Below are 13,967 nucleotides of genomic sequence, written 5' to 3' on the forward strand. Positions count from 1 at the left end.
TTCGATGATTGGCCCCATGAGCGGGTCGACCGGTTTATCGCCTATCTGACCAAGCATCGACACCGGATTGTCAACTACAGCTACTACCAAGCTGAGGGTATTTCAATTGGCTCGGGTGAGATTGAGTCAACGGTCAAGCAAATTGGGCGACGGGTTAAGATTTCAGGGGCTCAGTGGCACGAAGACAACGTGCAACAAGTGCTAAAGCACCGATGTGCCTACCTGAACCATCAATTCTCAGACTGAGTCTTGCAAGATTGGGATGCACCCCTCGCAAACAAGCTTGCTGCTATCAAAAACATGCATGAGGGGACTTCTCTACAGGTAGTTCAACCGGGAACCAAAGAGTGGGATGAAGCAGTGGCTAGTCTTTCAGGCTTGGGCAAAGGAAAGCAAAATTACAGGACGAGAACTGCTACAGAAGCAAAGCAACTGCTGCAGGAAGCGAGTGGGAACATGAATAGATACAAGCAATACACACGGAAGAAATACAAAAAGGGATACGAGATGCACAATGACAAGAACTTGAGAGAGCTAGAAGCGGGAAATGATCTACAGCACTTGAAATTCAAAGATGGCAAGTCCTCCGGCCACATATACTATGACAAGCCTAATTAAGCAGGCCAAGCCAATCGTTAAGGTCGTGTTGTGGAGGTAACAATGCCCCCTATTCTGCTGTTGCTCCAAGCTCGTAAGAATTTATTTCTTTACTTGCGCCACTCAGCAATTTCTTGACTCTGCTGTAAACGAATCGACCAAGTCTAAATCATGCTTCCTATAGACAAGACATTTTATAGTGACTACTTTGAGAAGCCGAGTTCATCAGAGATATATCTCTTGTCGAAAGACGTAGCAGGTAAACTATGGGACAGGGATATATACAGTGAAACATCCTGTTATTTTGACTTACCAGAAGAGTGCTGGATTGTAGCCAGTCAGCGGACATCACTTGGAAGATGGATTGCTGCATACAATGACGGTCGCTACAGAGAAGTGGCCGATCTACTGGAAACTGCAATGACTTGGAGCAAAAAAATGACAGTCAGATTCTTCGTTAACCGAGAGGTCATTTTTCAGACAGCCTGGTCTAGCTTCCTGGAAAACTGGGATGATTTCTTGACAGCCCATGATGACTGTCCCCTAGTAATTCCAGAGGCAGATTCAGCTCGGGAAGCAGTACTGTTTACATCTGGCAGTCTTTACAAAATTCTTCGATAACTAGACCAACTACTGAAACTATAATTGTGGAGTTGGAGACGCTCAAGCCCTTACGTTTCCGTAAGCTCACACTTGCGAAACCTCATTTCCTTGCTCGTACTACTTAGAATTTGAATTTATTTTCTAGCGATGACAACATCATCATGCTTGGTAATTCCATACTGCTTTCAACAGACTATACGCAAGGAGTAAACCTGTGTTTATTCTGAGAAAACAAGATATACTAAAGCTTCACCAGTGGTACTAGAGTCTGTCTAAGTGATGAGACCTCAATCTCAGATATTCCAAAAAGCTAGCTCTGCGACCCAACCGAGAACCTGGGCTAAACAGAAAGACCACATCTCCTCGATCGATCGGGCTATCGACCGGTTTGGCTGGCAATCTCAAACCGAATCCCAAGCAACAGGCGCAGAATCACCAACCGGCGGCTTCAGCATCCTGGATTCCCCGATGCCCGTTCAAGCCAATCCTCAACAGCCGGCCGACAGCGAGACAGATTTGGGCATCCAGGCAAAATGCGATCGCTGCGAAGCCGAAGATAAGGAAATCCAAGCCAAAACCGAGCCAGGGAGTCAGCTAGAAAACAGCAGATTCGACCTGGGTCGCTCATGAGGATGCCAGACCCCCTCATAGAGACAGAAAGCCTCCAGCGTCAGGCACTCAGCACCTCAGAAGAAGAAACCGAGTTACAAGCCCAGGCTGAAACCGACGAAACCGAACTCCAGACCCAAGCCGAATCAGGCATAACCACCGAAGACGAAACCCTTCAGCGCCAGGAACTCGACCCAGCAGAAGATAGCACCGAACTCCAGGCCAAGCTCTCGATCGGTCAGCCCGGAGACAAATACGAACGCGAAGCTGACAGCATGGCCATGCAGGTCATGAAAATGCCCGAAACGAGCGGCGAGAGCGAGATGGTTCAGCGCACGACGACGAACGACGACGAGACCGATACCAGTGTCCAAGCCAAACCGCTGGCAAAAGCGATTACCAAAGGCGTACAGCTCAATGGTCATCGGCAACTTCGAGATGGACTACAGCGACGGCGAAATCCGCTATAAAACCAGCATCGACGTCGAAGGCAGCCAACTCGACAACGCCCTCATCAAACAGCTTCTCTACACCAACCTGCTGATGATGGACAAATACCTCCCCGCGATCGAAGCCGTCATCGCAGGTACACAGACCCCCGAAGAAGCGATCGCCCTCGTCGAAAGCGACCTCGAAGACGACGACGACACCAACGAAACCGCCGAATCAAGCTAACCCCCGACACCCGCCATGAAACGCCGAACTCGCCCCCGCCAAACCAGCAACCGACCCCGCACCTGGGCGCAACAGAAACAGCGCGATCGCCCTCGAAAATCCACTGAAGAAATGTATCGATCGCCTTGTGATTTTGGAGTGGGGCGATTACAATTGCGGTGAGCTTTAATTGACCCAGCTCAAACAGTATTTTGGCAAGCTTTCGGCAACACAGCATCCCAGGCTCTTGAGTTGCTATTTTCAATTTGCCAGACTTTTCTCATTGGCTCTGTGACCCCGAGCCGGACAGATGTAAATTGAGTTCGACCGAGCGGCGAGAATGTGTCGCCGAACTCGCTTCATACTTTGCCAGTCATGGGAGACCAGTCGCAGATTTTCCGTAAGCCCAGTTCGGCCGTGCAGCCGAGAACTTGGGCGAAACAGAAAGAGAACGAGAGATCGGGAGATCGGGCGATCGATCCGTTTGGCTGGCAGTCTCAAAAGAGTGCCGCAGCGGGCGCAACCTTGCCCACGGGCGGTTTCAGCATTTTAGATTCCCCTATGCCCGTCCAAGCTCGGCTCCAGCGGCAGGAGGAAGAGGGAGCTGAAGCGGAAGGGTTACAGGTTCAAGCAAAGTGCGATCGATGTGAAGCCAAAGACCGTCAGATTCAGGCTAAAGCTGAACCGGGCAACGTGCTAGAAGAGTCTGAGCCTGATTTGGGGAGCTTGGGGCAGTTAATGAAGATGCCGGACTCCCTCACGGAAGAGGAGACCGTTCAACGACAGGAACTCGACTCCACGGAAGAAAACACCGAACTGCAAGCCAAGGTTGAAACCGAAACTAACGACACCGAACTGCAAGCCCACGCCGAAACCAGCGATCTAGCCGAGGAGAAGACCGTTCAACGGCAGGAACTCGACTCCACGGAAGAAGACACCGAACTGCAAGCCAAAACGCTTCAGCTTCAGGACGAGAGCGAAACCAACAAAGACCTAGACCTACAAACCAAGCTGACTGTTGGCAAGCCCGGCGACAAGTACGAACGGGAAGCCGACAGCACGGCGGCTCAGGTCATGAAGATGTCCGAGCCAATGCCCGAAGAGGAGACCGTTCAGCGGGAAACCACGGGTGAAGAAGAGAAAGATATCAGCGTTCAGACGAAACCTCTCGCCAGCCAAATTAGCCAGGGCGTTCAGCTCAAAGGCGGACGGAAACTCAACAAGGGCAAAGCGAGTAATGGCTTCGAGCAGACCCTAAAACAGCAGCAGGGACAGGGAAATCCTATTCCCAACGAGACGCGGGAGTTCATGGAGTCTCGTTTTGGCGCAGACTTCAGCGGCGTGCGCGTACATACTGACACGGCTTCCGTGCAGATGAACCGGGAGGTGGGTGCTAAGGCGTTTACCCACGGGCAAGATGTGTTCTTCAACGCCGGACGCTTCAATCCGGGGTCGAGTTCGGGCAGAGAACTTCTGGCTCACGAGCTAACCCATACGGTGCAGCAGACGGGTGGCAAACTGCGAACCAAAACGAAAGCTAAAGTCGATCGAGCAACTCAGACAAATCAAGTCAAATCGAGACGAAGTGAAAGCGATCGCCTTGCCAAGACCGAAAAGGCTAAGGCCGAAGCCAATTCTGGTGTTAAGAATAAGATCGAGACCGACGACTCTAAAGAAAACAAGAAGCAGCTAAAAGTTGGCAAGAACAATCTTTTAAAAGAGGGACAAGGAAACTCAGGAGAGAAAAAGGGTCAAAAAGAAGCTGCACCAGGGGCTAAAGCTGGGAAAGAAAAGACACAGGAAGCCAATGCGACTCAAACACCGAGTACGGTAGACCCCCAACTTGCCCAACTGGGTGCAGAGTTAGGTCAAAAGCAGACTCAGGCAGACCAGCAAGGAAGTCTTGCCTCAGCAGTCGCTAATAAAGCTGCGTCTGGAGGGGGGGCATCTGGAGGTGGAGCCGCTTCAGCCGCACAGCAGGCATCCGGTGGCGGGCAGGCCAACGTCAACGCGGCGGCGAACACTGCCAAATCGGAAGAGGTGGATGAAAAATCCGAAGCCGAGGCCATCCAAAAGCGGATGCGCGAAGCTGCCTCCGATGACGATAACAGTACGCAACTGTCTCCTGGTGAGAAGAGCGTGGCGATGGCGGAACTGGCGTCGGCTACCGCACCTGCTGGTGCGACGGGTGGCGGCGGTGGTGGTGGTAGCGCCATTGAAGCGAAGCCCGCTCCGCCTGCGCCGAACGTTGCGAATTCCGAGCCGGAAGCGGCGCTATCGGCGATCGCCAGTCTGCCGCCCGCACAAATCAAAGCAAGCTTGGGCGGTGTCGGTTCGGCGATCGCCAACACGGCCAACAAAGAGCGCGAAGCCCTAGCCGCAGAGCCGCCCCAACTGGAAACGCCGGACGGCAAGGAAATGTCAGTCGCGGAGAAAGAAGTTCCGCAAGGGGAAGAAGCCCAGCCCGTTGAGAAAGCGCCGGAAAAAGCGGAAGTTCCCGTGCCACAGCCGGAACCGACGCCCGCTGCGCCGCCGTCGCCACCGATCGCGGCATCAGCGCCGCCGATCGCAGGTGATGAAGAGGGCAAGCTGTCCGAGTCGGACGTGCAAAATCTTCAGTCGTCGGTCAGCCAGATCCCGACGCGCGATCCGAGTCCTCCGGCCTGTTCGGCGGGGACTGCACCACCATTAAAAATGCAGGGCAATGCCGACCCGCAGCAGACCCAAGAGCAAAAGGCTGAGGTCGAGAAGAGTGCGGCAGATGCGCGACTGAAGGGCGAGCAGGAAGCCGCGCAGCCGATGGGTGAGGACGAGCTGTATTCGACGCTGCCGACGGAGATGTTGACGGCACAGACGACGGCGCAAGGTGCGGGCGGTGATGCGGCGGCGATCGCGGAAGGTGCGTCGGCGCAGGTTGCGGATATGGCGGGTGGCGTCGATGCGGCGTCGATTATCGCGCAGGAAGAAAAAGGAGCCGAAATTCAGGCGGCGATCGCCCAGGCGCAGGGCGGCATTGCCAACGAGCGGGCGCAGCATCAGGCCAAGGTGGCGGAAGAGGAGGCAAAGTCAAGCCAGCAGATCGAGCTGCTCAAGCAGGAGAATGCGGCACAGCAGGATGCCGAGCGGACGAGAGCGCAGGGCGAGGTGGAACAACTGCGCGGCGAGTGGACGCAGGAACAAGAGGCGATGGTGGCGGAGGCGCGATCGGAGTCTGATGTGTTAGTCAGCGATGGCTTGGCGGAGGTGGAGTCCGAGCGACTGACGGCGGAGTCGGAGGCGACGCAGGAGATTCAGAAGGGCGAGGAGAACGCCGAGGCGGAGCGCGTCAAAGGGGAGGAGAATGCTGCGAAGGAGAAGGCGGCGGGTGAGGAGAAGTCGAAGGGGTTCTTCGGTAAGGTTGCCGACGCGGTGGGTAGCGTGTTCGAGGGCATCAAGAATGCGATTAAGGCGGCGATCGATAAGGCGCGGCAGTTGATGTGTGCGGCGATCGATGCGGCGAAGAAGCTGGCGACGGCGGCGATCGAACGGGGTCGGAAGGCGATCGTTGGCGTCATCAAACGGGTTGGTGAGGGGTTGATTGCGGTGGGCGATCGGCTGTTGGCGAAGTTCCCAGAGACGCGCGATCGGTTCCGCAACACGATTCAGGAGAAGGTTCAGCAGGCGGAGGATGCGGTCAATAAGCTGGCGGAGGATCTCAATAATGGGATTCAGGAGGCGCTGGATCTGTTGGCGACGGGTCTGGATGCGGCGCTGGGCTTAATGGAGGCCGGGATGCTGGCGGTGGTGGATACCGTGGCGGGTGCGGTGGATGGTGCGTTGCAGTTTGCGGAGAATGTGGTGGCAACTGCGGGGCAGTTTGCGGCCATTATTCCGGATATTGCGGCGAATCCGGGGCAGTGGGTGAGCAATATGGCGGCGGGCGCGGAGGATGGCGTTCAGAATCACCTTTGGAATGCGTTCCAGGCGCAAACGCGGGAATGGTTCTCGGGTAAGGTGACGTCGATTTTGGGTGTAGCACCGGAGACGATCCAGCAGTTGGTGTCGGGTGGCATCACGATGCAGGATATCGTCCAGAAGGCGTGGGATGCGATTAAGGTGGCGATTCCGGCGGCGTTGATTGCGTTGGTGATCGAGAAGGTTGTTTCGATGATCGTGCCTGCGATCGGGGCGATCAAGACGATTATCGAGGGGCTGATGGCGGCTTGGGGATCGGCGGGTGCGATTCTGGCGGCGTTTGATGCGTTCCTTGGTTTCCTGAAGGCGGTGAAGGGTGGTAGTTCGGGGCCGTTGTTTGCTGGGGTGCTAGCTGCTGCTGGTATTGCGGTGATTGATTTTGTTGCGACTTGGTTGATTAAGCGGCTGAAGAAGGCGGCGAAGATGTTCTCGGCGAAGATGAAGGGGATTGCGAAGGGGATTGGCAAGAAGGGTAAGCGTAATAAGGATAAGAAGAAGGGTGAGAGTCAGCGGGAGGATTCTAAGGGTACTTCTAAGAATAAGGATAAGGATAAGGATAAGGATGAGGACGATGATGAGAAGGAAGAGACTTCGGCAGAGAAGAAAAAGAGACTCGATCGCGGCTTGAGTGCAGCTGAGAGTACGATCAATCGCCGGTTTGGAAGCAAAGATGCTGAGCAGTCAGAGGTTGCGGCTGCTCTTGCGCCCATCAAACGGAAGCACAAGCTCAAGATTCTCAAGCCTGTTAAGCAAGGACAGCGATGGGGAGTTTACGGAAAGGTAAATCCAGAGGGAACAAGATCGACGAGTGCTAATGTCTTGGCGAGTCGGGACTACGATTCCATGACTCCCGAGCAACGCTCAATGACTCCTCAAGAATGGAGAGAATGGGATAGGCAGGAGAGGATCAAAAGATCTAACTCTCCTGAGAAACTTAGCTTTAGCAGAACGTCTGCGAATCATGCCAACGATGTATCAAAGCAAGGTGTTCCTACAAGGCCATATGTCAACTCGCCGCTCACTCTCGGCGAAATTGTAGGGGCAGGAAATGCACGTCCTGACCCACAGGGGGTTCCTGGCGCACTGAGGTGGGATGCTCCTGGATCTTTCAGAGGGAGCGATGGTGTCTGGGAACTTGTTATCGACCAAAAAAACAAAAAAGTTCTACACTACAATTTCACTAAACCCAAGAAAAACAACCCCAAAAAGCAGGCCAAGAAGAACAAGTAGCAATGAAATTTAATGGCTTCTCTAATAACTCAAAAGTTCTCGGTAGCCTAAACTACTGGATTGATGAATATAGCTTTGACTTTCAGTCAGAAGCTGACAGAGCTACAGCTTCTATTTCAATAGGAACCCTACAGATATCAATTAACTCTCAAGGGAAATTCTTGGGTATATGGGGATACTATCCCTACACTTTTTGGAAGAGAAAAAGCCTTCACCCTCCAGTACCTTTGCCAGGAGAAATTTATGCCAGCCTCGAAGAAAAAATAGTTCCTGGCATTTCCGAAGAACTTGTGAGTACCGGAGAGTGGGTTACATCATTTGACCCAGGGAACGGATGGCTGTGCATCAAATCCCCAGAATGGAACATGAACCCATCCTCAACAACTATCGAATTTGCTTCTAACTGTATCGGTGTTATTGACGATCACAGATTAATGGAGATATGGATTTATATTAATGAGGCGCAGTGTGAGAAGTTAAAGGATTTGGTTAGATAGCGCCAAGCATGTTCTTTTCGTGCGCTCAATGTGACATTTCTCAGCCAAGTATCAACTCATTAACAGCGTGGGAAAATCGGTTTTCGTATCGCGCCTGTTGATAAATTACAGAGAAGCCTATGATGTCAAATCAGAAGATAAAGGAGTCGAAATTTCGACAAGCGCTAGGCATAGTTGGGGCAGGGCTATTTCATTCTGGATTTGGCAATTGTGTGCCTCGATGATTTTGCGTGGTTCTGGGCTCCTGAACTCTGGGCGATAAGCTCCTGAAACCTCGAAAGTACGTAACTCAATTCGAGAATGAAATGACCCTGATAGTTTGGGTATGAGTTCTAGCCAGAGACGGGCAGACGTATTGTAGATTTAGTAAAGCTGGATTTTAGTCATGATAGATGAAGGTACACCAAATTCTATAAATGAGGGAAAGGGTATCCAAGAAATCAAGCAGGTCATGGAGCAAGAAATCAGTCAAATAATTGACACAGCTAACAATCACCTTACTAGTGCGCTCGAAGAACTATCTAGCTCAACGGCTGAGTTCTTGTCCCCGCCCAAGCTAGAAAAAGTATCTCTACTGCGAGCCCTTGTACTCTTTTTAACAGAAGATGATTGGTCTTTTGCCCGAACAGAAAGTGAAGACACCGTGCGGCTCATTTTTGCTGGCGATAACGGCACATGGAACTGTGTTGCCCAAGTGCGAGAAGATGATGAACAACTCCTCGTCTACTCCATCGCCCCCCTCAAGACTACCCTCGAGAAACGCCACGCTATCGCCGAACTCCTAACCCGCGCCAACTACGGCATGGTCATCGGCAACTTCGAGATGGACTACAGCGACGGTGAAATCCGCTACAAAACCAGCATCGACGTCGAAGGAAGCCAACTCGACAACGCCCTCATCAAACAGCTCCTTTACCCCAACCTGCTGATGATGGACAAATACCTCCCCGCGATCGAAGCCGTCATCGCAGGCACACAGACCCCCGAAGAGGCGATCGCCCTCGTCGAAAGCGACCTCGAAGACGACGACGACACCAGCGGAACCGCCGAATCAAGCTAACCCCCGACACCCGCCATGAAACGCCGAACTCGCCCCCGCAAAACCAGTAACCGACCCCGCACCTGGGCGCAACAGAAACAGCGCGATCGCCTGCGGAAACGCGCCACCGACCCCTTCAACTGGCAGGCTCGGCAGAACATGGCGGGCGATCGCAGTACCCATCCCTTCCCCCCCGACGCCTACCATATCCTAGAGCGCCAACTGCCCACCCGCGATCGCAGGTGATGAAGAGGGCAAGCTGTCGGAGTCAGACGTACAAAATTTGCAGGCGTCAGTCAATCAGATTCCGACGCAAGATCCCAATCCTCCGGCCTGTTCGGCGGGTTCTGCATCGCCGTTAGAGCTTCAAGGCAATGCCGACCCGCAGCAGACCCAAGAGCAAAAGGCTGAGGTCGAGAAGAGTGCGGCAGATGCGCGACTGAAGGGCGAGCAGGAAGCCGCGCAGCCGATGGGTGAGGACGAGCTGTATTCGACGCTGCCGACGGAGATGTTGACGGCACAGACGACGGCGCAAGGTGCGGGCGGTGATGCGGCGGCGATCGCGGAAGGTGCGTCGGCGCAGGTTGCGGATATGGCCGGTGGCGTCGATGCGGCGTCGATTATCGCGCAGGAAGAGAAGGGAGCCGAAATTCAGGCGGCGATCGCCCAGGCGCAGGGCGGCATCGCTAACGAGCGGGCGCAGCATCAGGCCAAGGTGGCAGAAGAGGAGGCGAAGTCGAGCCAGCAGATCGAACAGCTCAAGCAGGAGAATGCGGCACAGCAGGATGCCGAGCGGACGAGAGCGCAGGGTGAGGTGGAGCAACTGCGGGGCGAGTGGACGCAGGAACAAGAGGCGATGGTGGCGGAGGCGCGATCGGAGTCTGATGTGTTAGTCAGCGATGGTTTGGCGGAGGTGGAGTCCGAGCGACTGACGGCGGAGTCGGAGGCGACGCAGGAGATTCAGAAGGGCGAGGAGAACGCCGAGGCGGAGCGCGTCAAAGGGGAGGAGAATGCTGCGAAGGAGAAGGCGGCGGGTGAGGAGAAGTCGAAGGGGTTCTTCGGTAAGGTTGCCGACGCGGTGGGTAGCGTGTTCGAGGGCATCAAGAATGCGATTAAGGCGGCGATCGATAAGGCGCGGCAGTTGATGTGTGCGGCGATCGATGCGGCGAAGAAGCTGGCGACGGCGGCGATCGAACGGGGTCGGAAGGCGATCGTTGGGGTGATTAAGCGGGTCGGTGATGGGTTGATTGCGGTGGGCGATCGGCTGTTGGCGAAGTTCCCGGAGACGCGCGATCGTTTCCGCAACACGATTCAGGAGAAGGTTCAGCAGGCGGAGGATGCGGTCAATAAGCTGGCGGAGGATCTCAATAATGGGATTCAGGAGGCGCTGGACTTGTTGGCGACGGGTCTGGATGCGGCGCTGGGCTTGATGGAGGCCGGAATGGTCTTGGTCGTTGATGGTCTCAGTGCGGCAATTACAGGCCCGTTGGAACTTGCAGATAACTTCATTGCGACGACGGGAGAGCTGGCGAGCGTCATTCCGGATATTGCAGCGGGGCCGGGTCAGTGGGTACTCAATCTGGGTGCTGGCGCTAAAGACGGGACGCAGAAGCATCTCTGGGGGGCAATGCAGTCTCAGATGCAGCAATGGTTCTCAGAGAAGGTCACGGCAATTATCGGCACGTCGCCGGAAGAGCTACAGCAGATCGCCGAGGGCGGCATCTCGATGGGAGAGATTGCGACGCTGGCGTGGAATGCAATTAAGGTAGCAGTCCCGGCAATATTGATCGGTCTAGTTATCGAGAAGATTGTCTCGATGATTGTGCCTGCGGTGGGCGCACTGAAGACGATTGTTGAGTTCCTGATGGCAGCTTTGGGAAGTGTGGGGCCGCTGATGGCAGCTTTTGGAGCTTATGTTGTGTTCCTGAAGGCCGTGAAGGGCGGCAATGCGGGGCCGCAGTTTGCGGCGATGGTTGCATCAGTTGGGGTCGCCGTAGTTGATTTCATCTCGAACTGGTTGATCGAGAAGCTGAAGAAGGCGGCAAAGAACTTTGCAGCGAAGTTGAAGGGCATTGCGAAGTCGGCTTCTAAGAAGTTCAACCGCACGAAGAGTAATAGTAAGGGTAAGAAAGATGCGGGGTCTGAGCCTCAGAAGACGAATAAGGAGAAGGAGACTCTGAAGAAGACTGAGGATAAGGATGATATCAATAAGCTCACGGATGAGGAGTTGAAGACTGAGCTAGAGATTGCCGAGAAGAAGAATGGTGGTTTGAAAGATGGGGAAGAGGCTCCTGTCGGAAATGGACATGAGCTGACGTTGTCTAAAGGTATGATTTGTCGTGCTTCAAAGAAGCGGAAATGTAAGAAGATACCGTCTAGTCAGAGTGACAGCGTTAATTCTCACGCTCTTAAAGCGGGCGAGCATTCTACACCTGAGAGTCACTCAAGCAATACTCAGAGAACATATGAACCGAATAGTAAGCATGGCCAAACAACAAAAAGGACAAAACGAGGTAATGCAAATCCAGCACCTTCTAATCCACATACATCATTAGAGAACTCAATTGAATTACCAGGTAATACGACCCGACGAGTTAGTATAGATAAGGAGGCTGGAGAGTTCGTCGTGTTTGACGAGCATACACCTGGGAAGTTTCACGGTCATACACGAGAATGGTCAGAATTGAGTCAAACTATGAAAAACGTGCTGATTAAAGCGGGACTTGTTAGTAGAAAAGATAAAGTGAAATAATGCAATACGAAGACACACCCAAGCTGACTAAAGAAGACTTTATAATACAAGTTAAAAATGCCTCTCAAGAAGAGCTGTGCTTGTTGCTACTTGGGATATATGAGCTAAACGACTGGAAATGGATTCAATCTACTTATTTAGATTATCTAAAACACCAGGATAAATGGGTTGCTAGCGCTGCCATCATAGGTCTTGGACATCTTGCAAGAGTTCATGGAGAAATTGAGGTAAAGAAGGTAGTATCGTGTCTAGAGAAAGTAGCGCAGTGTAGACCTGAATTAGAAGGAAAAGTTGAAGACGCTATTAGTGACATCAATATGTTCTCTAAGTAGAGATGCGAGAGAACCTTCTAGCACTACTCCACAGAAACTATGACGTTATCTCGACCTCTATGAGCAAGTCCACTTCAGGGAAATATCTCAAGAGAATTAACCTGCTAAGAAATCAGAGGTGGTTGATGGCATAGTCATAGTTTGGGCGGTGTCGTTGTGCTGATAGTGCTTTAAAAAAGGTAGAAGTCTTGATCGATAATGACAATATGAGAGACGAGCTGAATACGGATAAGACAGTCAATACTGAGCAAGCCTTCAAAAATCTAGAGCAAACTGTATCTCAAGAATTTGAGCAGGTAGCGGAGCAAATTAACGATCAATTTAGTGATGCACTTGAGGAGATATCTAGATCGACGGCTCAACTGATATCTGTCTCCAGTAATAAGGTTAGCTCCGTACTCGCGACCCTCATACTTTTCTTGACTGAAGATGAATGGTCGTTCACCCGTACAGAGGCAAGAGACACGATACGGCTTGAATTTTCCGGTGATAACGGCACATGGACTTGCGTTGCCCGAGTCAGAGAAAATGATGAGCAGCTCATAATCTACTCCCTCGCCCCCCTCAAAGCCCCCCCCAGAAAAACGCCCTGCCATCGCCGAACTCCTCACCCGCGCCAACTACGGCATGGTCATCGGCAACTTCGAGATGGACTACAGCGACGGCGAAATCCGCTACAAAACCAGCATCGACGTCGAAGGTAGCCAACTCGACAACGCCCTCATCAAACAGCTCCTCTATACCAACCTGCTGATGATGGACAAATACCTCCCCGCGATCGAAGCCGTCATCGAAGGCACACAGACCCCCGAAGAAGCGATCGCCATCGTCGAAAGCGACCTCGAAGACGACGACGACACCAACGAAACCGCCGAATCCAGCTAACCCCCAACACCCGCCATGAAACGCCGAACTCGCCCCCGCAAAACCAGCAACCGACCCCGCACCTGGGCGCAACAGAAACAGCGCGATCGCCTGCGGAAACGCGCCACCGACCCCTTCAACTGGCAGGCTCGGCAGAACATGGCGGGCGATCGCAGTACCCATCCCTTCCCCCCCGACGCCTACCATATCCTAGAGCGCCAACTGCCCACCCGCGATCGCAGGTGATGAAGAGGGCAAGCTGTCGGAGTCAGACGTACAAAATTTGCAGGCGTCAGTCAATCAGATTCCGACGCAAGATCCCAATCCTCCGGCCTGTTCGGCGGGTTCTGCATCGCCGTTAGAGCTTCAAGGTAATGCCGATCCGCAGCAGACAGAGGAGCAAAAAGCCAAACTTGAAACGAGCGCGGCCGATGCTCGAGTGAACGCTCCAACGATTCACTGCTAAGCAGTAGAATCGCGGCTTCCTTGTCCGGCACTCTCCCCTACGGAGCAGCTACAGTTGTCCAAGATAGGCGGCGCTCTCGCCTACGGTCAGGAACTTTGGCCTTGACCGCACTCCGAGTCGTTTCCGCTCGTGAGTTTAAGTGATTATCGACAATGCTATACCAACTTTTGACCGGCTCCCTACTTTTAACAATCGGGCGATACCGGACTTACAGGTTCAGCTGTACCTTACCGAGCAGGTCTTGTATCTACCCGGTACTCCAGAGTTCTTATTCTGGCGGGTAATAAGCAGGTCATACAAAAAAAAGGAGGTATATTACAGATTATAAAGTGTTTCCCCAGAAAGGAGTCAGAGGTATGGGAGCCAGACT

15 protein-coding genes and 1 pseudogene are annotated in these 13,967 nt (G+C 53.2%); all 16 read left to right on the plus strand.

What is annotated here, in order from left to right; genetic code table 11:
• A pseudogene (locus GEI7105_RS32240) lies at nt 1-246 on the plus strand (ISKra4 family transposase); the annotation flags it as partial.
• Nucleotides 247-249: 3 nt separating this feature from the next.
• Nucleotides 250-618 carry a hypothetical protein gene (locus GEI7105_RS0124010; protein ID WP_017662949.1) on the plus strand — a complete coding sequence of 123 codons (369 nt, stop codon included), beginning with the start codon at nt 250-252 and terminating at the stop codon, nt 616-618.
• A 150-nt stretch (nt 619-768) separates the two neighbouring features.
• On the plus strand, nt 769-1,218 hold the full coding sequence (locus tag GEI7105_RS0124015) for a DUF2947 family protein (RefSeq protein WP_017662950.1): 450 nt from the start codon (nt 769-771) through the stop codon (nt 1,216-1,218).
• 261 nt (nt 1,219-1,479) lie between these two features.
• Nucleotides 1,480-1,830, plus strand: coding sequence for a hypothetical protein (locus tag GEI7105_RS37830; RefSeq protein WP_144054025.1), 351 nt, complete (start codon nt 1,480-1,482; stop codon nt 1,828-1,830).
• A 2-nt stretch (nt 1,831-1,832) separates the two neighbouring features.
• Nucleotides 1,833-2,279 (plus strand): hypothetical protein, encoded by a 447-nt coding sequence (locus GEI7105_RS0124025; protein ID WP_017662952.1) that lies wholly within the window; start codon nt 1,833-1,835, stop codon nt 2,277-2,279.
• Nucleotides 2,248-2,484, plus strand: coding sequence for a type III secretion system chaperone family protein (locus GEI7105_RS32245; RefSeq protein WP_017662953.1), 237 nt, complete (start codon nt 2,248-2,250; stop codon nt 2,482-2,484). The genes GEI7105_RS0124025 and GEI7105_RS32245 overlap by 32 nt, the downstream gene beginning before the upstream one ends.
• A 15-nt stretch (nt 2,485-2,499) precedes the next feature.
• Entirely contained in the window at nt 2,500-2,646 is a 147-nt protein-coding gene (locus GEI7105_RS38785; RefSeq protein WP_017662954.1) for a hypothetical protein, read from the plus strand.
• Nucleotides 2,647-2,838: 192 nt separating this feature from the next.
• Nucleotides 2,839-7,647, plus strand: coding sequence for an eCIS core domain-containing protein (locus GEI7105_RS33910; RefSeq protein WP_051044233.1), 4,809 nt, complete (start codon nt 2,839-2,841; stop codon nt 7,645-7,647).
• Nucleotides 7,648-7,649: 2 nt separating this feature from the next.
• Entirely contained in the window at nt 7,650-8,144 is a 495-nt protein-coding gene (locus GEI7105_RS0124045) for a hypothetical protein (protein ID WP_017662955.1), read from the plus strand.
• A 541-nt stretch (nt 8,145-8,685) separates the two neighbouring features.
• Nucleotides 8,686-9,204 (plus strand): type III secretion system chaperone family protein, encoded by a 519-nt coding sequence (locus tag GEI7105_RS35420; protein ID WP_017662956.1) that lies wholly within the window; start codon nt 8,686-8,688, stop codon nt 9,202-9,204.
• A gap of 15 nt (nt 9,205-9,219) precedes the next feature.
• Nucleotides 9,220-9,429 carry a hypothetical protein gene (locus GEI7105_RS0124055; protein WP_017662957.1) on the plus strand — a complete coding sequence of 70 codons (210 nt, stop codon included), beginning with the start codon at nt 9,220-9,222 and terminating at the stop codon, nt 9,427-9,429.
• A gap of 37 nt (nt 9,430-9,466) precedes the next feature.
• Nucleotides 9,467-11,935, plus strand: coding sequence for a hypothetical protein (locus tag GEI7105_RS0124060; protein ID WP_026097930.1), 2,469 nt, complete (start codon nt 9,467-9,469; stop codon nt 11,933-11,935).
• On the plus strand, nt 11,935-12,267 hold the full coding sequence (locus GEI7105_RS32260) for a hypothetical protein (RefSeq protein ID WP_017662958.1): 333 nt from the start codon (nt 11,935-11,937) through the stop codon (nt 12,265-12,267). The genes GEI7105_RS0124060 and GEI7105_RS32260 overlap by 1 nt, the downstream gene beginning before the upstream one ends.
• Nucleotides 12,268-12,894: 627 nt before the next feature.
• Nucleotides 12,895-13,152 (plus strand): type III secretion system chaperone family protein, encoded by a 258-nt coding sequence (locus tag GEI7105_RS0124075; RefSeq protein WP_017662960.1) that lies wholly within the window; start codon nt 12,895-12,897, stop codon nt 13,150-13,152.
• A gap of 15 nt (nt 13,153-13,167) precedes the next feature.
• The gene (locus GEI7105_RS0124080; RefSeq protein WP_017662957.1) at nt 13,168-13,377 is read left to right on the plus strand and encodes a hypothetical protein; all 210 of its coding nucleotides are present in this window, start codon (nt 13,168-13,170) and stop codon (nt 13,375-13,377) included.
• 37 nt (nt 13,378-13,414) lie between these two features.
• On the plus strand, nt 13,415-13,597 hold the full coding sequence (locus GEI7105_RS0124085; RefSeq protein ID WP_026097931.1) for a hypothetical protein: 183 nt from the start codon (nt 13,415-13,417) through the stop codon (nt 13,595-13,597).
• Nucleotides 13,598-13,967 lie beyond the last annotated feature (370 nt).

Source organism: Baaleninema simplex PCC 7105 (assembly GCF_000332355.1).
GTDB lineage: Bacteria > Cyanobacteriota > Cyanobacteriia > Cyanobacteriales > Geitlerinemataceae > Baaleninema > Baaleninema simplex.

Bases quoted from the DNA above. Each gene is read 5' to 3' on its own strand.
- GEI7105_RS0124015 (WP_017662950.1), top strand. From the start codon at position 769: ATGCTTCCTATAGACAAGACATTTTATAGTGACTACTTTGAGAAGCCG.
- GEI7105_RS37830 (WP_144054025.1), top strand. From the start codon at position 1,480: ATGAGACCTCAATCTCAGATATTCCAAAAAGCTAGCTCTGCGACCCAA.
- GEI7105_RS0124025 (WP_017662952.1), top strand. From the start codon at position 1,833: ATGCCAGACCCCCTCATAGAGACAGAAAGCCTCCAGCGTCAGGCACTC.
- GEI7105_RS32245 (WP_017662953.1), top strand. From the start codon at position 2,248: ATGGACTACAGCGACGGCGAAATCCGCTATAAAACCAGCATCGACGTC.
- GEI7105_RS38785 (WP_017662954.1), top strand. From the start codon at position 2,500: ATGAAACGCCGAACTCGCCCCCGCCAAACCAGCAACCGACCCCGCACC.
- GEI7105_RS33910 (WP_051044233.1), top strand. From the start codon at position 2,839: ATGGGAGACCAGTCGCAGATTTTCCGTAAGCCCAGTTCGGCCGTGCAG.
- GEI7105_RS0124045 (WP_017662955.1), top strand. From the start codon at position 7,650: ATGAAATTTAATGGCTTCTCTAATAACTCAAAAGTTCTCGGTAGCCTA.
- GEI7105_RS0124055 (WP_017662957.1), top strand. From the start codon at position 9,220: ATGAAACGCCGAACTCGCCCCCGCAAAACCAGTAACCGACCCCGCACC.
- GEI7105_RS32260 (WP_017662958.1), top strand. From the start codon at position 11,935: ATGCAATACGAAGACACACCCAAGCTGACTAAAGAAGACTTTATAATA.
- GEI7105_RS0124075 (WP_017662960.1), top strand. From the start codon at position 12,895: ATGGTCATCGGCAACTTCGAGATGGACTACAGCGACGGCGAAATCCGC.
- GEI7105_RS0124080 (WP_017662957.1), top strand. From the start codon at position 13,168: ATGAAACGCCGAACTCGCCCCCGCAAAACCAGCAACCGACCCCGCACC.